Annotated in this window: 15 protein-coding genes; 4 read left to right on the top strand and 11 right to left on the bottom strand. The window is 74.9% G+C overall.

The features are described from left to right. Positions 1-40 precede the first annotated feature (40 nt). Positions 41-958, top strand: a complete 918-nt coding sequence (locus ACH4SL_RS30235; RefSeq protein WP_398451316.1) for an NADP-dependent oxidoreductase — start codon at positions 41-43, stop codon at positions 956-958. A 78-nt stretch (positions 959-1,036) separates the two neighbouring features. Here ACH4SL_RS30235 and ACH4SL_RS30240 read toward each other — a convergent pair whose 3' ends face one another. From ACH4SL_RS30240 to ACH4SL_RS30280, 9 genes are all read right to left on the bottom strand, one after another. Beyond that, complete coding sequence (locus ACH4SL_RS30240) at positions 1,037-2,074, bottom strand: aldo/keto reductase (RefSeq protein WP_398451318.1); 1,038 nt, start codon at positions 2,072-2,074, stop codon at positions 1,037-1,039. Continuing rightward, the gene (locus ACH4SL_RS30245; protein ID WP_398451320.1) at positions 2,071-6,003 is read right to left on the bottom strand and encodes an ABC transporter ATP-binding protein; all 3,933 of its coding nucleotides are present in this window, start codon (positions 6,001-6,003) and stop codon (positions 2,071-2,073) included. The genes ACH4SL_RS30240 and ACH4SL_RS30245 overlap by 4 nt, the downstream gene beginning before the upstream one ends. After that, complete coding sequence (locus ACH4SL_RS30250) at positions 6,000-7,394, bottom strand: LLM class flavin-dependent oxidoreductase (protein WP_398451321.1); 1,395 nt, start codon at positions 7,392-7,394, stop codon at positions 6,000-6,002. The genes ACH4SL_RS30245 and ACH4SL_RS30250 overlap by 4 nt, the downstream gene beginning before the upstream one ends. Then, complete coding sequence (locus tag ACH4SL_RS30255; protein WP_398451323.1) at positions 7,378-8,313, bottom strand: ABC transporter ATP-binding protein; 936 nt, start codon at positions 8,311-8,313, stop codon at positions 7,378-7,380. Before ACH4SL_RS30255 ends, ACH4SL_RS30250 begins: the two co-directional genes overlap by 17 nt. Further along, positions 8,289-9,197: an ABC transporter permease gene (locus tag ACH4SL_RS30260; RefSeq protein ID WP_398451325.1), complete on the bottom strand. Its 909-nt coding sequence runs from the start codon at positions 9,195-9,197 to the stop codon at positions 8,289-8,291. Before ACH4SL_RS30260 ends, ACH4SL_RS30255 begins: the two co-directional genes overlap by 25 nt. Continuing rightward, positions 9,194-10,261 (bottom strand): ABC transporter substrate-binding protein, encoded by a 1,068-nt coding sequence (locus tag ACH4SL_RS30265; protein ID WP_398451327.1) that lies wholly within the window; start codon positions 10,259-10,261, stop codon positions 9,194-9,196. The genes ACH4SL_RS30260 and ACH4SL_RS30265 overlap by 4 nt, the downstream gene beginning before the upstream one ends. A 65-nt stretch (positions 10,262-10,326) precedes the next feature. Next, complete coding sequence (locus ACH4SL_RS30270) at positions 10,327-10,830, bottom strand: flavin reductase family protein (RefSeq protein ID WP_398451329.1); 504 nt, start codon at positions 10,828-10,830, stop codon at positions 10,327-10,329. A 562-nt stretch (positions 10,831-11,392) separates the two neighbouring features. Beyond that, a complete protein-coding gene (locus tag ACH4SL_RS30275) occupies positions 11,393-12,595 on the bottom strand; it encodes an ROK family protein (RefSeq protein WP_398451331.1) in 1,203 nt (400 codons plus the stop codon). Between the two features lie 353 nt (positions 12,596-12,948). Further along, positions 12,949-13,533 (bottom strand): TetR/AcrR family transcriptional regulator, encoded by a 585-nt coding sequence (locus tag ACH4SL_RS30280; protein WP_398451333.1) that lies wholly within the window; start codon positions 13,531-13,533, stop codon positions 12,949-12,951. 109 nt (positions 13,534-13,642) lie between these two features. Between ACH4SL_RS30280 and ACH4SL_RS30285 the strand changes: the two genes are divergently transcribed. Beyond that, complete coding sequence (locus ACH4SL_RS30285) at positions 13,643-15,130, top strand: DHA2 family efflux MFS transporter permease subunit (protein WP_398451335.1); 1,488 nt, start codon at positions 13,643-13,645, stop codon at positions 15,128-15,130. A gap of 111 nt (positions 15,131-15,241) precedes the next feature. On the opposite strand, the gene ACH4SL_RS30290 is transcribed toward ACH4SL_RS30285, so the two are convergent. Then, the gene (locus ACH4SL_RS30290) at positions 15,242-16,687 is read right to left on the bottom strand and encodes a dihydrolipoyl dehydrogenase family protein (protein ID WP_398451337.1); all 1,446 of its coding nucleotides are present in this window, start codon (positions 16,685-16,687) and stop codon (positions 15,242-15,244) included. A gap of 287 nt (positions 16,688-16,974) precedes the next feature. Between ACH4SL_RS30290 and ACH4SL_RS30295 the strand changes: the two genes are divergently transcribed. Next, positions 16,975-17,571 (top strand): histidine phosphatase family protein, encoded by a 597-nt coding sequence (locus ACH4SL_RS30295; RefSeq protein WP_398451339.1) that lies wholly within the window; start codon positions 16,975-16,977, stop codon positions 17,569-17,571. A 157-nt stretch (positions 17,572-17,728) separates the two neighbouring features. Here the strand turns inward: ACH4SL_RS30295 and ACH4SL_RS30300 are convergent, their stop codons facing one another. Further along, complete coding sequence (locus ACH4SL_RS30300) at positions 17,729-18,634, bottom strand: Gfo/Idh/MocA family protein (protein ID WP_398451422.1); 906 nt, start codon at positions 18,632-18,634, stop codon at positions 17,729-17,731. A 190-nt stretch (positions 18,635-18,824) separates the two neighbouring features. On the opposite strand from ACH4SL_RS30300, the gene ACH4SL_RS30305 reads away from it, so the two are divergent. After that, positions 18,825-19,211 (top strand): hypothetical protein, encoded by a 387-nt coding sequence (locus tag ACH4SL_RS30305; protein WP_398451341.1) that lies wholly within the window; start codon positions 18,825-18,827, stop codon positions 19,209-19,211. Positions 19,212-19,241 lie beyond the last annotated feature (30 nt).

The raw sequence follows: 19,241 nt of genomic DNA on the forward strand, positions 1-19,241 counted from the left end.
CCGAACGGCACCGCCACCACCGAGCACAGGAGAGCACCGGATGCCCACCGCGTACGTCCACACCGCCTTCGGCGGCCCCGAGACCGAGTCCCTCGCCGACCTGCCGCGGCCCGTACCCGGGCCGGGGCGGCTGCTGGTCGCCGTGTGCGCCGCGGGGGTCAACCCCGTGGACTGGAAGCGGCGCACCGGCTACCGGCGGGCGGGCGGCCCGGCGACCGAGCTGCCCGCGGTGTTCGGCAGCGAGGCCGCGGGCGTCGTCGTCGAGGTGGGGCCGGACGTCGAGGGCTTCGCGCCCGGCGACGAGGTCTTCGGCCACGCCGACAACGGCGGCTACGCCGAGCTGACGCTGCTGCCCGCGGCCGGCACCGCGCACAAACCCGCCGGTCTGGAGTGGACGGACGCGGCCGCGCTGCCGGTCGCCGCCGCGACCGCGTACGACGCGCTCGTCCAGCTCGCGCTGCCGCCGGGCGCCACCGTGCTGGTCAACGGTGTCGGCGGCGGGGTCGGGACGGCCGCGGCGCAGATCGCCCGGCACCGCGGCCTGAAGGTCGTCGGGACCGCGAGCGAGGGCAAGCGGGCCTTCGTCGAGTCGCTGGGCGCGGTGCACGTCGCCTCCGGCCCCGGTGTCGTCGACCGCGTCCGCGCGGCGGCGCCCGGCGGGGTGGACGCCGTCCTCGACCTGGTCGGCGGCGAGCCGCTGCGCGAGGTCGCGGCGCTGCTCGACGACCGCTCCCGGCTGGTCAGCGGCGCCGACAAGGAGGGCGCCACCGAGCTGGGCGGGTCGGCGATCGTCCGCGAGCGCACCGCGGCGGTGCTGGACGCGGTGGCCGCGCTCGTGGTGGCAGGCGCCCTGGACCCGTACGTCACGCAGACCTTCCCGCTCGCCGAGGCGGGCGCGGCGCTGCGGGCGGTGGAGGAGGGCCACACCCGCGGCAAGATCGTCCTCACGGTCGGCTGAGCGCCTGCACCGTGCGGCCCCCGGCCCGGATCCCGCGCCGGGGCCGCTGTGGCGCGGCGGCGGGATCCGGGCGGCGGCTCAGGCGTGCGAGCGGCGGCGCAGGGCGGGGTCGGAGAGGGCGGGCGGGACGTATCCGGCGTCGCGGGCGGAGAGGTTGACGCCGGGCGGCACGATCTCGTCGATCCGGTCCAGCACCTCGCGGTCCAGCGTGATCTTGTCGGCGCCGAGCTGGCCGGCCAGCTGCTCGAAGGTGCGCGGGCCGATGATCGCCGAGGTGATGCCGGGGTGCTCCAGCACGAAGGCGAGGGCGAGCTGCACGAGCGTGAGCCCGGCCTCGTCGGCGAGGGCGGCCAGCGCGTCGGCCGCGGCGAGCTTGGCGGCGTTCTCCGCCGAGCCGATGTCGAAGCGGGCGGTCTGCCGGTCGGCGCGGCTGGAGACGGGCTGCTCGGCGCCCTTGCGGTAGCGGCCGGACAGCCAGCCGCCGGCCAGCGGGCTCCAGGACAGCACCGCGAGACCGTAGCGCTGCGCGACCGGCAGCACCTCGCGCTCGATGCCGCGCGCGAGCAGCGAGTACGGCGGCTGCTCGGCCACCACCCGCTCGCGGCCGCGGCGCTCGGCGATCCACTGGCCCTCGACGATCGCCGACGGCTCGAAGGTGGAGGTGCCGATGTAGCGGATCTTGCCCTGGTGGACGAGGTCGGACAGCGCGCCGAGCGTCTCGTCGAAGTCGGTGCCGGGCTCGGGGCGGTGCACCTGGTAGAGGTCGATCCAGTCGGTGCCGAGCCGGCGCAGGCTGTTCTCGACCTCGCGGACGATCCAGCGGCGGCTGTTGCCCTGCTCGTTGGGGTCGTCGCCGAGGCTGCCGTGGAATTTCGTGGCCAGCACGACGTTGTCGCGGCGGCCGCCGGCCAGCGCCTTGCCGACGATCGTCTCGGACTCGCCGGCCGAGTAGACGTCGGCGGTGTCGACGAAGTTGATACCGGAGTCCAGGGCGTGGTGGATGATCCGCACGGCGTCGTCGTGGTCGGGGTTGCCGCGCGGGCCGAACATCATGGCGCCCAGGCACAGCGGGCTGACCTTGACGCCGGTGCGTCCGAAGGGGCGGTACTCGGTCATCGTTGTCCTTTGTCGAGGAGCTTGTCGTGGACGGGGGCCGGAGCGGTCCCCGGGCGGGTTTCCGGCCCGGCGGAGGCCAGCTGGTCGACGGTCGCGGACGCGCCCGCCTGCCGGAAGGCGTCCCAGAGCCGGCGGTAGGGGCCGCCGGCCGCGAGCAGGGCGGTGTGGGTGCCGGTCTCGACGACGCGGCCGTGGTCCAGGACCACGATCCGGTCGGCGCGCGCGGCGGTGGTCAGCCGGTGCGCGACGACCAGGGTGGTGCGCCGCCGGGTCAGCGCCTCGGTCGCGGCGGTGACCCGGGCCTCGGCGGCCAGGTCCAGCGAGGCGGTGGCCTCGTCGAGCAGCAGCACGTCGGGGTCGACGAGTTCGGCGCGGGCCAGGGCGAGCAGCTGGCGCTGGCCCGCGGACAGGTTCCGGCCGCGCTCGCCGACCGGCTGGAGGTAGCCCAGCGGCAGCGCGGCGACCATCTCGTGCGCCCCGACCGCGCGGGCGGCCGCCTCCACCTCGGCGTCACCCGCACCGGGGCGGCCGTACGCGATGGCGTCCCGCACGGTGCCGCTGAACAGGTGCGCCTCCTGGGGCACGAGGCCGAGCCGGGCCCGATAGCCGCCGAGGTCGAGGTCGCGCAGGTCGCGCCCGTCGGCCCGTACGACACCGGTGGTCGGGTCGTAGAAGCGGGCGAGGAGCTTCATGACGGTGGATTTCCCGGCGCCGGTCGCGCCGACCAGGGCGACGGTCTCGCCGGGGGCGATGCGCAGCGTCAGGCCGTGCAGCACTTCCTGGCCGCCGCCGCCCGCGTAGCCGAAGGACACGCCGTCGAAGGCGAGTTCGCCGCGCAGCGCGCCGACCGGCTCCGGGTCGGCGGCGGCCGGGGTGCCGGTCGGGGTGCGCATCAGGGTGCGCAGCCGCGACAGGCCGACGACGGCCTGCTGGTAGCCGTCGAAGACCTGGGAGAGCTGCTGGATCGGCGAGAAGAAGAGGTCGACGTAGAGCAGGAAGGCGATCAGGGTGCCCGCGGTGAGCGCCCCGGAGCGCACCTGCCCGGCGCCGACCGCGAGCACGGCGGCGGTGGACAGGACGCCGAGGAGTTCGACGAAGGGGAAGAAGACGGCGATGTTGCGCTGCGCGCGCAGCCGGGAGTCGCGGAAGGCCCAGGCCAGCGCGGCGAAGTCGCGGGCGTTGCGCTCCTCGCGGCGGAAGGCCTGGGTGACGCGGATGGCGCTGACGTTCTCCTGGAGGCACGCGTTGACGGCGCTGACCCGCTCCCGGGCCTCGTGGTAGGCGGGGACGGAGAAGCGGCGGAAGACTGCGGTGCCGCAGATCAGCAGCGGCAGCGCGCACAGCAGCACCACGGCGAGCCCCGCGTCGATCACCAGCAGGGTGACCAGCACGCCGAGGACGGTCAGCAGGCTGACAACGGCGGTGATCAGGCCCGTCTGCAGGAAGCTCGACAGCGCGTCCACGTCGGTGGTCATCCGGGTCATGATCCGCCCGGCCGGCTCGCGCTCGTAGTAGTCCAGGCCGAGCCGCTGGAGCTGGGCGTACGTCTTCACCCGCAGCGTGTAGAGCAGCCGTTCGCCGGTACGGCCGGTGACGCGGGTCTGGACGACGCCGACGGCCCAGTCCGCGCAGACCACCGCGGCCGCGGCGACCACCGCGGTCACCAGCGCGGCGACCGAATGCCGGGCCACGCCGCTGTCGACGCCGTGCCGTACCAGGATCGGCACCGCGATCTGCGCGACCGCGTCGGCGGCCACCAGCAGCAGCCCGAGCAGCAGCGCCCACCGGAAGGGGCCGATGAGCGCGCGCAGGCCCAGGTGCGGGTCGGCGGCCCGGGCCCGGGCGGCGGGCACGTCCGGGTCGGCGGGCGGCAGCGGCATCCGGGCGAGCCCGGCGAGGAGTTCCGGGGTGGGCGGCGCGGCGCCCAGGACACCGCCGCCGGGACCGCGGCCGGGGCCGGCGGTGGCCGCGCTGAGCGACAGCGCCTGGGCTGCCTTGAGGTCGGCGCTGCCGGTACGGGAGTCGGCGGGTGCCTCCGCGCGCCGCCACAGGTGGGCGGTAACGGCGGGCGCCGCGGTGTCGTCCTCCGTCGCCGGGACGTCCTCGGCGGGGCGGTCGTGCGGCGGCCCGGCGGGGGCGTCGCCGTCGCCGGAGTCGGTCGCGGACAGCAGGCTGCGGAAGAGCGCGGAGCGCGAGCGCAGCTCGTCCATGGTGCCGGTGTCGACGACCCGGCCGCCGTCCAGCACGGCGATGCGGTCGGCGAGTTCGAGCGTGGAGCGGCGGTGCGCGATGATCAGCGTGGTGGGGCGGCGGGTCGCGGCCCGCAGCCGGTCGTGGATCTCGGACTCCACGCGCGCGTCGATCGCCGAGGTCGCGTCGTCGAGCACCAGCACGGCGGGGTCGCTCAGCAGCGCGCGGGCGAGCGCGATGCGCTGCCGCTGCCCGCCGGACAGGGTCAGTCCCTGCTCGCCGACGACGGTGTCGTAGCCCTGCGGCAGCCGCTGGGCGAACTCGTCGGCGCGGGCGATCGCGGCCGCCTCGCGGACCCGCTCCTGCGGCACGTCGGGGGCACCGTAGGCGATGTTGGCCCGCACGGTGTCGGACAGCAGCAGGCTCTCCTCGAAGACGTAGCCGATCGCGGAGCGCAGCGAGGCCGTCCGCAGCTCGCGCACGTCCGTGCCGCCGACCTTCACCGCGCCGGACGCGACGTCGTAGAAGCGCGGCAGCAGGGCCGCGGCGGTGGACTTGCCGGAGCCGGCCGGGCCGATGAGGGCGACGGTCTCGCCGGGGGCGATGTCGAGGCTGAAGCCGCGCAGCAGCGGGCGGCTGCCGTCGCCGTAGCCGAAGGTGACGTCCTGCCAGCTCAGGGCGGGCGGTCCGGGCGGCAGGTCGGTGGCGCCGGGGGCGTCGGTGATCGCGGGGGCCTCGTCGATGACCTCCAGGACGCGTTCGGTGCCGGCGCGGGCCTGCTGCCAGACCGTCAGCAGCGTCGCGACCTGGCGGACCGGGGTGACGAACGAGCCGAGGTAGCTGGTGAAGGCGAGGAAGGTGCCGAGCGAGATCCGGTCGTGCAGCGCGAGCCAGCCGCCGAGCGCGAGGACGGCGACCTGGCCGAGCGCGGGCACCGCCTGGAGCGCGGGCGTGTAGCGGCTGGTGTAGCGCACCACCCGCAGCCGGGAGGCGAACAGCCGCCGGGCGCGCCCCTCCAGCGCGGTCAGCTCGCGCCCCTCCTGCCCGAAGCCTTTGACGACGCGTACGCCGGTGACCGCGGCCTCGACGGTGGAGGCGACCTCGGCGGCCTCCTGCTGGGCGTGCCAGTTCGCGGGGAAGAGGTGCCGGCGGCTGCTGCGCACGATGAGCCACAGCAGCGGGCCGACGACCAGCGCGACGAGCGTCAGCAGCGGCGAGAGCCACGCCATGAAGCACAGCGAGACGACGAACATCAGGGCGTTGCCCGTCATGTTCGGCAGGAACTGCAGCAGCGTCTGGATCAGGGTGATGTCGGAGATGGACCGGCTGACGATCTGGCCGGTGCGCAAGGAGTCCTGCTGCCGGCCGCCGAGCCGCAGCAGCGCGGCGAAGGCGTCGTTGCGCAGGTCGTACTGCACCCCCAGGGACAGCCGCCCCGCCCGGTAGCGGCGGGTGAAGCCGCCCAGGAAGCGGGCCGCGCCGAGCCCGGCGAGCAGCCCGATCCACCAGCCGAGCGGGCTGTCCGCGCCGGAGGCGACGGCGTCCACCACGTGCCGCAGCACCAGCGGCAGGACGGCGGTGGCGGTCGCCGCGACGACCGCGCCGCCGAAGGCGGTGACGAGGTCGGTGCGGTGGCGCAGGCAGTAGCCGGCGAGCCGGCGGATCCAGCCGGGTCGCGGCGCGGCCGGGCCGGCCGCCGCGGCGGCCGGCCCGGGTGCGGTACTCGTACAGTCCGTCACGAAACCTCCGGGAGTGCGATGCCGAGGTGCCCGTCGCCGCGGGCGCCGGTGCCGGCGGGGTCGAACAGGCGGTTGGCGGGGCGCGGCAGCCCGTAGTGCTCGCGCAGCGTGCGGCCGGTGTACTCGGTGCGGAAGAGGCCGCGCTCCTGGAGGATCGGCACGACGCGGTCGACGAACAGCTCCAGGCCGGAGGGCAGCACCGCGGGCATGATGTTGAAGCCGTCGGCGGCGCCCGCGTCGTACCACTCCTCGATGGTGTCGGCGACCTGCACGGCGGTGCCGGCGAAGGTGCGGTGGCCGCGGCCGCCGCCGAGCCGGCCGATGAGCTGGCGGACGGTCAGCCGCTCGCGCCGGGCCAGCTCCACGATGAGCGTGAAGCGGCTCTTGGCGCCCTCGATCTCGTCCTCGCCGGGGATGTCCGCGGGCAGTTCCTTGTCCAGCTCCAGGCGCTCGGGCTCGATGCGCAGCGTCCTGGACAGCTGGCGCACGGCGTACTCCGGGCGGATCAGCCGGTCCAGCTCGTCGTCGAGGGCGTGCGCCTGCTCCTCGGTGTCGCCGATGACGGGCACGATGCCGGGCAGGATCTTGATGCCCTCGGGGTCGCGGCCGATGGCGGCGGCGCGCTGCTTGACGTCCTTGTAGAAGGCGACGGCCTCTTCGAGGGTCTGCTGGGCGGTGAAGACGGCCTCGGCGTAGCGGGCCGCGAAGTCCTTGCCGTCCTCGCTGGAGCCGGCCTGCACCAGGAGCGGGTAGCCCTGCGGGGAGCGCTGCACGTTGAGCGGTCCGTCCACCCGGAAATACGTACCCCGGTGGTCGACCTTACGCACCTTGTCCGCCCGCGCGTGGACGCCGGACTCCTTGTCGGCCACGACCGCGTCGTCCGACCAGCTGTCCCACAGCTTCGTCGCGACGTCCACGAACTCGGCGGCGCGCAGGTAGCGGTCGCGGTGCAGCGGGGTGTCGTCGAGGCCGAAGTTGCGGGCCGCGTCGGCGCCCGCGGTGGTCACGATGTTCCAGCCCGCCCGGCCGCCGGAGACGTGGTCGACAGAGGCGAAGCGGCGGGCCAGGTTGTAGGGCTCGTTGTAGCTGGTGGAGGCCGTCGCGATGAGGCCGATGTGCTCGGTGGCCGCGGCGAGCGCGGTGAGCAGCACGGTGGGCTCCAGCTTGCTGCCGGGGCGGCGGCCGGGGTCGCCCATGAGCACGGGGCTGTCGGCGAGGAAGAGCGAGTCGAGCCTGCCGCGCTCGGCGATACGGGCGAGGTTGCGGTAGTGGTCGATGTCGGTGCCGCCGGAGGCCGGGCTCTCCGGGAGGCGCCAGGCGGCCTCGTGGTGCCCGACGGACATCAGGAAGGCGTTGAGGTGCAGCGGCTTGCGGTCAGTCCTGGGGGTCATGGTCCTTCTTCTCCTGGTCGTGGCCGAGCGCGCGGGCGGGGGCGGCGGAGGCGGCGAGGGGGACGGGGTGGGGGTGCACCGGGTCGGGGTGGACGGGTGCGGCGGCGTGCGCGGGGGCCTCCTGCGCGGCGGCGCGGGCGTGCGCGGCGGCCTCGTGTACGGGGTCCGGCAGCTCGACGCCGAGCGCGGCGAGCAGGGTGTCGCGGTATTCCTGGAAGCGCGGGTCGCGGCGGCTGCGCGGGCCGGCCAGGTCGACGGCGATGTCCACCGCGATCCGGCCGTCCTCCAGCACGAGGACCCGGTCGGCGAGTTCGACGGCCTCGTCCACGTCGTGCGTGACCAGCAGCACCGCCGGGCGGTGCCGCTCGTACAGCTCGCGCAGCAGTCCGTGCATGCGCAGCCGGGTCAGCGCGTCCAGCGCCCCGAACGGCTCGTCGGCGAGCAGCAGTTGGGGCTCGCGGACGAGTGCGCGGGCCAGTGCGGCGCGCTGCTGCTCGCCGCCGGACAGCTCGTGCGGCCAGGACCGCTCGCGCCCTTCGAGGCCGACCTCGGCGAGCGCGGTGCGGCCGCGCTCCCTGGCCTGCTTGCCGCGGATGCCGAGCACCACGTTGTCCAGCACCCGCAGCCAGGGCAGCAGCCGGGAGTCCTGGAAGGACAGCGAGACCCGCTCGGGCACGCTCAGCTCGCCGGACCCGGCCACGCCGTGGTCGAGCCGGGCGACCGCCCGCAGCAGCGTGGACTTGCCCGAGCCGCTGCGCCCCAGCAGTGCGATGAACTCGCCCTGGCCCACCGTCAGGTCCAGCTCCCGCAGCACGTCCCGGTCGCCGAAGGAGCGGACCAGCCCGGCGGTGCGGACGGCGGGGGCCGCGTCGCCCGCGGCGGGGCGCTCGGCGGTCAGTCCGCCAGCGTGCGGCGCCATGACAGCACCTTCCGTTCTGCGGCACGCACGACCGCGTCGGAGACGAAGCCGAACACCCCGTAGACCACGAGGCCCACGATGATGACGTCGGACTGGGCGTACTGCTGGGCCTGGAACATCATGTAGCCGAGGCCCTTGGTGGCGTTGACCTGCTCGACCACGACCAGGCCGAGCCAGGACGCGGTGACGGCGAGCCGCAGCCCGACGAAGAAGCCGGGCAGCGCGCCGGGGATGACGACCCGGCCGATGAACTGCGGCCGCGTCAGGTCCAGGCTCTCGGCCAGCTCGACGTACTTGCGGTCGATGCCGGTGAGCGAGGCGTACGTGTTGATGTAGACGACCACCGCGACGCCGACGGCGATCACGACGACCTTCATCTCCTCGCCGATGCCGAGCCACAGGATCATCAGCGGCAGCAGCGCGAGCGACGGGATGGCCCGCTTGACCTGGAGCGTGCCGTCGAGCAGGTACTCGCCGACCCGGCTGAGGCCCGCGGCGACCGCGAGCGCCACCCCGGCGAGGACGCCGAAGAGCAGCCCGAGGCCCGCGCGCTGCAGCGAGACCAGCACGTTGTCCTGGAGCCGCCCGCTCCTGACCAGGTCGACGAAGGTGGAGGCGACGGTGCCGGGGCCGGACAGGATGCGCGGGTCGAGGTAGCCGGACGCGGACGAGGCCCACCAGACCAGCACCAGCAGCGCCGGTCCGGTCAGCCGTGCGAAGGGGATCGCCTTGCCGGGTCCGAGCCGGCGGCGCCGGGCCGGGGCCTTGGCGGCCCTGACGGGCGCGGACACGGGCGCGGGCGCGGCCTGCCCGGCGTCGGGGAGGGGACGGGCGCCGGCCGGGGCGGGCGGCGCCGCGACGGGCGTCGGGAGGATGTCGGTCATGACGCCACCTGGTATTTCGCCGGTACGGCCTGCGAGGCCAGCGCCTCGAAGCGCCGGTCGAACAGCTTCTCCGCCGTGACCTTCGGGACGAATCCGCCGGCGGCCATCAGGTCGGCGGTCTCCTGCTCCCAGGCGATGGCCCGGTCCCAGCTGCGCGGGAACTGCGGCTGCGACTGGGAGGCGACGATGCGCTGCCCGTCCGCGGCCGTCACGCCCTGGTCCTTGACGTAGTAGCGCTGGATCCACTGGTCGGTGTGCTCCCACGCCCACACCACGCCCTGCGCCCACAGCGGGACGAAGCTGCGGATCGCGGCGACCTTGGCGTCGTCGTTGAGCACCTCGGTGGGCGCCCACAGGACCGTGAGCAGGTCGACGACATCGGTCTTCACGCCGCGCGCGCCGTCCTTGCCGTACTGGCCCAGGTATTTGGTGAGCGTCGGCTCGCCGAGCGGGGCGACGTCCACCTGCTTGGACTGCAGGGCGGTGAGGAACTGCGTGCTGGGCAGCGGGACGAGCGAGACGTCGGAGTTCTTCAGGCCCGCCTCCTTCAGCGCGCGCAGCACCACCACGCCCTGGGCCTGGCCCTGCGAGAAGGCGATCTTCCTGCCGCGGAAGTCCGCGGCGGAGGCGATGGCGTCGCCGGAGCCGGGCGCGGTGGCGAAGGTGTAGATCGGGTGGTCGCGGGACTGGACGGCGACGATACGGGCGCCGACCTTGATGGCCTCGGCCTGGATCGGCGGGATGCCGGCGTTGCTCGCCAGGTCGATGGAATGCGCCCGGAACCCCTGGATCACATCGGGTCCCGCCGACAGGTTCGGCCAGCTGGACACCGTGAAGGGCAGTTGCTTGTCCAGGCCGGACTCGGCCAGCTGCAACTGGGCGGTGTGGATGGATATCGCGAGTTTGGTGCCGGGCGGCGGCGCCCCCGAGGGAAGTGCGCGGGTCGGCACCGAGTCGATCGAGGCGGACGTGCTGCGCGAGCAGGCGGCGAGCAGCGCGGCGCCTCCGGCGAGGGCGAGGAAGGACCGGCGCGGGACGATTCCGGCGGTGGGGCGGTGAGTCATGGCGATTCCTGGGGAAGGGCCGGACACGCGGTCCGGTCGCGGCGTGGGCGGGAGGTGGGGGCGGGTCAGAGCGTGTGGTAGCGGCCGTCGTGGAAGAGCAGCGGGGAGCGGGTGCCGCCCGTCCAGGCCTCCTGGACGCGGCCGATCACGACCCGGTGGTCGCCGGCGGGCACGATGTGCTCGAACTCGATGCGCAGCCAGCTGCTCACCCCGTCGAGCACCGGCTCGCCCTGCGGCAGCCGCCGCCACGCGGTGGGCGCTGCGAAGCGGTCGATACCGCTGGTGGCGAAGGTCCTGGCGACGTGCTCCTGGTCGGCGCCCAGGAAGTTGACGACGGCGCTGCCCGCCTGCTCGACGTGCGGCCAGGACGACGCGGTGACGCCGATACCGAAGGACACCAGCGGCGGGTGCAGGGACAGCGAGGTGAGCGAGGTCGCGGTGAAGCCCGCGGGGCCGCGCCCGGCGTCGACGGTGACGACCACCACGCCTGCGGGATGGTTGCGGAAGATCTGCTTGAAGCGCTCGGGGTCGATGCCCGAGGCGGGTAGTGACGGCACGGTGATGGTCAACGTCTCCCCCAGTTGGGTCGAGGTGCGGGTGCGGGAGGGTGCGGCGGGCGTACGGGGCCGCGCGGCCGGCGGTGCGCGGGCAGCGGACAGCCCCGCGCCCGCGGGCCGCACGGCATCGGGCGGCGGGGCGCGGTAAAGCTGACGGGGAAGGGAATTACGGGATTACGGAATACCGGGACGGAATACGGCGACGGAATTGCCGTACACCACTCACGCAATCAGCCGCGGCCGTTCACGGCCGCGCGGCCGGTGCGGAGAATCGGCGCCGGGAGGAATGCGTTGCGCGCTTGCCCGCGGTGCGTCACACGGCGCGGCAAGCGCCGGTACAGTTCCCGTACGGACAGCGGGAAACGGCGTCGTCCGCACATCGGCGAGCCGCGCGCCCGCAGCACTCGCGGCCCGGCGCGGAGGGCACGCGGAAGGAGTGCGCCGCGCTGGGCGCCCGCTCCGGATTCCGCTGATTGCCGTTCATGAATCCATTCTCACGTGCGAGTTCTGCCAGGTCAACAATGCAACTGCCTGAATTAAGTCAGAATTCGGGGCCGCCGCGGACGGTGTGCGTTCAGCTCACGGCGGGCAGCGCCGGCCAGGGTCCGAGCGGGTTGTCGTAGAGCGCGCCGAGGGCCACCGCGCCGCCCGCGACCGGGAGTACCGAGCCGGTGAAGCTGCTGGGCAGCACCGCCCGTTCGGGGTCGTCGCACACCCAGGAGCGGGCGGCGACCTCGGTGCGCATGACGTCCAGGCACTCCGGCAGCCGCCCGGCGCCCGGCTCGACGACGACCACCACTTCCGGGTCGAACACGTCGAGCAGCAGCGCCACCGCCCGGCCCACCAGCACCGCCCGGCGCCGGAAGAGCGCCACCGCCCGCTGCTCACCGGCCAGCGCGAGGTCGAGCAGCGCGCGGAAGTCGGCGACGTCCAGGCCGCGGGCGGCGGCCTGGCGCACGAGCGCGGGCTCGGACACCTCGGACTGCAGGCACCCCGGGGTGCCGCAGCCGCACGGCTCGCCGGGCGCCTCGCCCGGTCCTTCCGGTCCGACCGGCAGGTGCGCGACGCTGCCCGCCGCCGAGCGCGGCCCGCGGTGCACCCCGCCCGCGGTGGCGAAGGCGGCGTCCACGACCGCGCCGACGAAGAGCAGCACGGCGCTGCTGCGGGTCGTCACGGCGCCGAACAGCTGCTCCGCGCGGGCCAGTGCCCGCGAGTGGCTGTCGACGTGCACGGGCAGCCCGGTCGCGGCGGCCAGCACCTCACGGGCCGCCACGTCCCGCCAGCCCAGCCGCGGGTGATCGACGATCACGCCCGCGTCCGGATCGACCCACTGCCCGGTCGCGACGCCGAGGGCGAGGACGGTACGGCCGCCCGCGTGCGCCTCGACCAGCTGCGGCAGCCGGGCGGCGAGCCCGCCGAGCACCTGCTGCGGATCGGTGCCGCGGTGCGGCCGCCGGTCGCCGGCGACGATCCGGCCGCGCAGGTCCATCAGTGCGAGAGTGCTGTGGGCGACGGCGATGTGCGCGCCGGCCACCAGGTAGCGGCCGGTGTCGATCTCCAGCGGGATGTGCGGGCGGCCCAGCCCGCGCGGGCCCGGCGCCTGCGGGCGTTCGGCGACCAACCCGCGGGCCAGCAGCTGCGTACAGTGCCCGCTCACCGCCGCGGGCGACAGCCCGGTGAGCCGCGCGACGGTGCTGCGCGCCACCGGCCCGTGGTCGAGGATCGCGCGCAGCACCGCGGCGGATCCGGCGGGGCGGCGCGGCTGAGCCGCGGACACCGCAACGTCCGGGCGGCGCAGGGGGGTCGGGGCGGCGGGACGGTCGGGCGGCAGGACTACCACGGTGGGCCTTCCAGGTCGTCGACGGCGGCGGGGGCGCACCCGTGCACGCGCGCCGGCGGCGAACCGGCGGGGCGGGCACCCCCGTTGGGGCTCCGTACGGAGCTCGTGCGGTCAGACCTGGTGACACGCGGCGGAGCACACGCGCTTGAGGTCGACATGACCCCGCGTCGTGAGGTGTGTGGTCCGCTGCATGCCGCGCAACGTAACCGGAACGGGTGAACGCGGTCAAACTCCTGACCGCATCGTGGACGCGCCCCGACCACGGAGCGGGCAGCCGCGGCGCGCCGGCCTCACGCCGACTCGGCTGCTCCGGGCGCCAGTCCGGCGCTGATGAGGGCGAGGATGCGGGAGGCCCGGTCCGGGTCGGTCCGCTCCGCGGCCCAGCCGACGGCGGCGGCCGCCGTGAACAGGTCCTCCGGGTCGACGTCCCGCCGTACGGCGCCCGCCTCCTGGGCCGCGCCGAGGAGCCGGGCGGCGGCCTGGTGCATCGCGGCGCAGGCGCCGTACAGCTCGGAGCCCTCGTCGTGCAGCGCCGCCATGACCGAGGCGGGCAGCCCCCGGTAGGCGCCGGAGCGCGTGGTGAACTCCCGCAGCCACAGCACCAGCGCCCGGCCCGGCGGCTCGGCGGCGGCCAACTGGTCGGCGGATGCACGCAGGGCCTCGAAACCGCTGCGCAGCACGGCCTCCAGCAGCGCCTCACGGGTCGGGAAGTGCCGGTAGAGCGTGCCGATACCGACACCCGCGCGGCGGGCGACGTCCCGCAGCGAGGCCTCGGTGCCCTGCTCCGCGAACACCTCCCTGGCCACCGTCAGCAGCCCGTCGCGGTTGCGCCGCGCGTCGGCGCGCAGCTCCCCGTCCGCAGCCTTGTCAACCATGGGACCCCTCAGCGCACTTGAGAATCGGAGCACCGCTCCGTATATTTCCGGAGCGGCGCTCCGTATCGTATCCCGCCCGCACCGCCACCCCCGAAGGAGTGATCCGGTCATGTCCGCAGAAGCCACCGCCGCCCCCGGCGGCGCACCGCCGCCGGCGCCGTTCCCGCCCGAGCTGAAGCGGGTGCTCGCCGCCGTGATCCTCGGTTCCGTGATGACGTTCCTGGATTCCACGATCGTCAACGTGGCGCTGCGCACCCTCTCGACCACGTTCGACTCGTCCCTCGCGTCCATCCAGTGGGTCGTCACCGCCTACCTGCTCGCGCTCGCCGCGGTGATCCCCGCCAGCGGCTGGCTCGCCACCCGCTTCGGGCCGCGCCGGGTGTACACCGGCTCGATCGTCGTGTTCACCCTCGCCTCGGTGGCCTGCGGTCTGGCCCCCAACGCGGCCTCCCTGATCGCCTTCCGGGCGGTCCAGGGCGCGGCGGGCGGGCTGACCACGCCCGTCGGGCAGATGATCCTGATGCGCAGGTCAGGGCCCGCGCTGATGGCCAAGGTCATGAGCACCATCGGCATCCCCACCATCATGATGCCGGTGATCGGCCCGACCGTGGGCGGCCTGATCCTGGATCACATCGGCTGGCGCTGGATCTTCTTCGTCAACCTGCCGATCGGCGCCGTCGCCGCCTACCTGGCCGTCCGGCTGCTCCCGGCGGACACCGGCGGCAGGGCGGAGGCCGGAAAGCTGGACTTCACCGGCCTGGCGCTCGTCGTCCTGGGCAGCGTCGGCCTCACCTACGGACTGGCCGAGATCGGCACCACCGGCGACGCGTCGTCCCCCAGGGTGCTCGTCTCGCTGATCGCCGGGGTGGTGCTGCTCGCCGGGTTCGTCCTGCGCACCCTCAAGGTCGCCAACCCGCTGGTGGACCTGCGGCTCTACCGGAGCCCGGCCTACAGCGCCTCCTCGCTCACCACCTTCACGATCGGCGCGGCCGTCTTCGGCGCCATCATCCTCATGCCGCTCTACTTCCAGATCGTGCGCGGCGAGACCACCGTGCGCACCGGCCTGCTGCTCGTCCCGCAGGGCAGCGGTGCGGCAATCGCCATCTGGAGGGGTGCCCGCTTCATCGACAGGTTCGGCAGCGGCCCGACCGCCTTCCTCGGCGGTGTCGTCAGCATCGTGGCGACGGTCCCCTTCGTGGCCATCGGCGCCCACACGAACTACTGGTACCTCGGCGTCGCGATGGTCGTACGGGGCTTCGGCATCGGCATCTGCGCGCTGCCGGCCATGACCGCCGCCTACCGCGCCGTCCCACCGACGAAGATCGGTGACGCGACCGTGCAGCTCAGCGTGCTGCAACGGGTCGGCGGCTCGGTGGGCACCGCGATCTTCGCGGTGGTGCTGCAGAACGGGCTGAACGACGCGCACGACGTCTCCCGGTCCGCCGCCGCCTTCGGCACCGCCTTCTGGTGGGTCCTCGGCGTGGCGATCGCCGCGACGCTGCCTACGCTGCTGCTGACCTCCGCCGAGCGCAAGGCCGCACGCGCGGCCGCCGCACCCGCGCAGACCCCGCACACCCCGGACCGCGCCCCGGCGTGACCCCACAAGGCCGCCGTCCGCACCGACGCTCCCCTGTGCAGACGTGCGGACGGCCTTAGGCCCGGTGCCCCTGCTCCCACCTCTGCGGAGCAGGGGCACCGCGCCCGGCGGTCAGCCGCGGTACGCCTCCAGGAGGCGGAGCCAGATCTCGCTGATGGTCGGGTAGGACGGGACGGCGTGCCACAGCCGCTCCATGGGCACCTCGGCCGCCACCGCGACCGTCGCGGAGTGCAGCAGCTCGCCGACGCCGGGGCCGACGAAGGTGACGCCGACCAGATGGCCGCGGTCGAGGTCGACGACCATACGGGCCCGGCCGCGGTAGCCGTCGCGGTAGAGGCTCGCGCCCGCGACCTGGGCGAGGTCGTAGTCGACCACCTTCGTGCGCAGCCCGGCCTGTTCGGCCTCCGCGGCGGACAGGCCCACCGCGGCCACCTCGGGGTCGGTGAAGACGACCTGCGGCACCGCCGCGTGGTCGGCGGTCGCGACGTGCCGGCCCCAGGCGGCGTCGTCGACCGGCTCGCCCTTCGCGCGGGCCGCGATGACCGCGCCCGCGATCCGCGCCTGGTACTTGCCCTCGTGGGTGAGCAGCACCCGGTGGTTGACGTCGCCGACGGCGTAGAGCCAGCCGCCGTCCACGCCGGTGACGAGGAGCGTGTCGTCGACCGGCAGCCAGCCGCCGGGCTTCAGGCCCACCGTCTCCAGGCCCACGTCGCCGGTGTGCGGGGCGCGGCCGGTGGCGAAGAGGACCTCGTCGGCGGCGACCCGTGCGCCGCCCTCCAGGCCGATCCTGACCTCGCCCGCGGCGCCGTCGCGCTCCACCAGGGAGACGTTCGCGCCGAAGCGCACGTCGACGCCCGCCTCGCGCAGCCCGTCGGCGACCATCTCGCCCGCGAAGGGCTCGACCCGGTCCAGCAGGGCGTTCCCCCGCACCAGCAGCGTCACCTGCGAGCCGAGCGCCTGCCAGGCCGTCGCCATCTCGACGGCCACCACGCCGCCGCCGACGACCGCGAGCCGCCCCGGCACCTCCTTGGCGCTGGTGGCCTCCCGGCTGGTCCACGGGTGGATGTCGTCGAGGCCGGGCATCGGCGGCAGCGCCGCGGTCGTCCCCGTGCAGACGGCCACCGCGTGCCGGGCCTCCAGCCGTACCGTGCCGCCGTCGGGCGTGTCGACCTCCACCCGGCGCTCGCCGGCGAGCCGGCCGTGGCCGCGTACCAGCTCGACGTCGACCGAGCGCAGCCAGTCGACCTGCCCGTCGTCCTTCCAGTGCGAGGTGAAGTCGTCGCGCCGGGCGAGCACCGCCGCCGCGTCCAGCGGGCCCTGCGCGGCGCGGCTGAGGCCCGGCAGCTTGCGGGCGTCGGCATGCGCGAGCGCCGGGCGCAGCAGCGCCTTGCTGGGCATGCAGGCCCAGTACGAGCACTCGCCGCCGACGAGTTCGCTCTCCACGACGACGGTGCTGAGCCCGGCGGCGCGGGTGCGGTCGGCGACGTTCTCGCCGACCGGCCCTGCGCCGATCACGATGACGTCGTACGTACGGGGGGCGTCGGGGGCGTCGTTCACGGCGGCTCCTGTGCTGCGGGTCGGAGGGCGGAGGGGCAGGCCGGACGGCACAGGCGTGACGGACCGGGCGTACACCCGCCTTCGCTCCGGCGTCACGCTGATGCCGCAACCGGGGACGCGCGGTCATCGTACTGAGGCGAGGTGACGGGGCGTCTGCCCCGTGGCCCGCGTGTCATGCGGGAACAGCCCGGTGGGGGCACGGCGGCGCGCGGGCGGGCCCGGCCGCCGTTCCGTACCGCGACGTATGATCACATCGCGGCGCCGAACGGCGTCACGGGAGGTACACCATGGGCGAGCTCGTGCTGATCCGGCACGGTGAGACCGAGTGGAGCCGATCGGGACAGCACACCAGCTACACCGATCTGCCGCTCACCGAGAAGGGCGAGGCGCAGGCACGCAGCCTCGCGCCGCTGCTGGCCTCCCGCCACGTCTCCTGCGTCCTGACCAGCCCGCTGCAGCGGGCCAGGGACACCGCGAAGCTCGCCGGGCTGGAGCACGGCATGGTGGACCCGGATCTGCACGAGTGGGATTACGGCGGCTACGAGGGCGTGACGACCCGTGACATCCACCGCACCCGCCCGGGCTGGGACCTGTGGACCGACGGTGTGGCCCCGGGGCCCGACGACCATCCGGGTGAAACCCCGGAGCAGGTCGGCGACCGCGCCGACCGGGTGCTCGCCCGCGCCGACGCGGCCTTCACGAACGGCGACGGCGGCGACGTGGTGCTGGTCGCCCACGCCCACTTCCTGCGCGTCCTGACCGCCCGCCGGCTGGGCCTCCCGCCCGCCGACGGCGCCCTCTTCCAACTCGCCACCGGCACGGTCAGCCGCCTCGGCAACGAGCACGGCCGCCACGTCCTGACGTCCTGGAACCGTCTGCCGTAGACCCCGGGCGCGCCCTCCTCCGGGCCCGCGCGACGGGCTCCCGCAGCCCGCCCCCGGCCCGGCGGGCGGTCCGGGTGCGCGAGCCTGGACGTCTTCCGCGTCGTCCTGGCCCTGCTGCTGGTGCTCTCCGCTGCCGCGTACGAGGTGACGCGCCTGGTCAGGCGGCCTGTTCCCGTACCTCGGTGACGACGCGTTCGCACAGCTCGTGGGTGGCCAGCGCGTCGCGCGCGTCGACCGGGGAGCCGGCGCCGGCCCGCACCGCGTCGAGGAAGGCCAGGGTGATCTGCTCGATGCCGCGCTGCCGGGCGACCGGCACCCAGTCGCCGCGGCGGCGCACGCTGGGCTGGCCCTTGTGGTCGACGACCTCGGCGAGGTTGAGCACCTGGCGCCGCCGGTCGCCGCCGCTGACGTCGAGGCTCTCCTCGACCGAGCCGCTCATCCGGTTCATCGACCCGATCGCGGTGAAGCCGTCGCCGGACAGGTGCAGCACGACGTGGTGGAGCAGGCCGCCGACGGTCCTCGCCGAGACGCGGACCTGCTCGACCGGGCCGGGGGCGAGGAAGCGCAGGGTGTCGACGACGTGGATGAAGTCGTCGAAGACGACCTCGCGCGGGTCGTCGGCCAGCCCGACCCGGTTCTTCTGCATCAGGACCAGGTCCCGCGGGTGGTCCAGGCACTGCGCGTAGCCGGGCGCGTAGCGGCGGTTGAAGCCCGCGGTGAGCGGGACGCCGTGGCGTTCGGCGAGTTCGACCAGGGTGCGCGCGCCCTCCGCGTCGCGGGCGAGCGGCTTGTCGACGTAGACCGGGACGCCCGCCTCGATGACGCGGGCGGCGATACGGATGTGGTCGGCGGTGGGCGCGTGCACGAAGGCGGCGTCCAGGCCCTGGCCGAGCAGGTCGTCCAGCGTGGTGTGCCGGTGCGGCACCCGGTAGGTGTCGCCGACCCGGTCGAGGGTGGCGCGGGTGCGGGTGTGCAGGTGCAGGTCGAGACCCGGCTGGGCGGCGAGCACCGGGAGGTACGCCTTCTGGGCGATGTCGCCGAGTCCGATGACGCCGACCTTCAGTGGGGCGTTGCCCGCTGCCATCCGCTGCTCCTCGCCGTGCGGCCGCCCGCGCCCTGGGCGGGAGCGGTGCCACCGCAGCATACGGGCAGGTGGGCGCCACTCGGACGGGTGATCCGTGGTGCACGGCGGGCGCGCTTTTCACTCCTGCGGGGACTCCCGGACGCGGGCGGACCCGGGCACAGTGGAGCAGGTGCGCCTGCTGCCCGTTGCGGTGCTCCTGCTCACGGCCTGCGCCGTGGCCGGATGCACCACCGTCTCCCCCGCCCGGCCCGACGCGTCGACCCCGCCGCCCGGCCGCTCGCCCGCCGTCGTGACCCTCACGCCGTCACCGGCCGCGCCGCTGCTCGCGGACGTACGCCCGGATCCCGGCGGGCCGTCCGCCGCCCCGGCGCCGGGCGAGAGGCCCGCCTCGGCGCTACCGCGCCCCTCGCTGCCGGTACGGCACGGGGCGGCCGCGGGCGCGGGCATCAGCAGCGACAGGCAGCTCGACCAGCTGTGCGCGATGGGCCGGGCCTACGGGCGCTGGGCCGCCGGCAGCAGGGCCGCCACGATCTGCCAGGGCGTCTACGGCCGCTGACCGGTGCCGCGCCGCTCCCCCGGCGTGCGG

Source organism: Streptomyces sp. NPDC021020, from assembly GCF_044333285.1.
GTDB lineage: Bacteria > Actinomycetota > Actinomycetes > Streptomycetales > Streptomycetaceae > Actinacidiphila.

Coding starts and splice junctions, on each gene's coding strand:
- ACH4SL_RS30265 (WP_398451327.1), bottom strand. CDS start 10,261: ATGACTCACCGCCCCACCGCCGGAATCGTCCCGCGCCGGTCCTTCCTC.
- ACH4SL_RS30295 (WP_398451339.1), top strand. CDS start 16,975: ATGGGCGAGCTCGTGCTGATCCGGCACGGTGAGACCGAGTGGAGCCGA.
- ACH4SL_RS30235 (WP_398451316.1), top strand. CDS start 41: ATGCCCACCGCGTACGTCCACACCGCCTTCGGCGGCCCCGAGACCGAG.
- ACH4SL_RS30255 (WP_398451323.1), bottom strand. CDS start 8,313: ATGGCGCCGCACGCTGGCGGACTGACCGCCGAGCGCCCCGCCGCGGGC.
- ACH4SL_RS30260 (WP_398451325.1), bottom strand. CDS start 9,197: ATGACCGACATCCTCCCGACGCCCGTCGCGGCGCCGCCCGCCCCGGCC.
- ACH4SL_RS30280 (WP_398451333.1), bottom strand. CDS start 13,533: ATGGTTGACAAGGCTGCGGACGGGGAGCTGCGCGCCGACGCGCGGCGC.
- ACH4SL_RS30250 (WP_398451321.1), bottom strand. CDS start 7,394: ATGACCCCCAGGACTGACCGCAAGCCGCTGCACCTCAACGCCTTCCTG.
- ACH4SL_RS30285 (WP_398451335.1), top strand. CDS start 13,643: ATGTCCGCAGAAGCCACCGCCGCCCCCGGCGGCGCACCGCCGCCGGCG.
- ACH4SL_RS30240 (WP_398451318.1), bottom strand. CDS start 2,074: ATGACCGAGTACCGCCCCTTCGGACGCACCGGCGTCAAGGTCAGCCCG.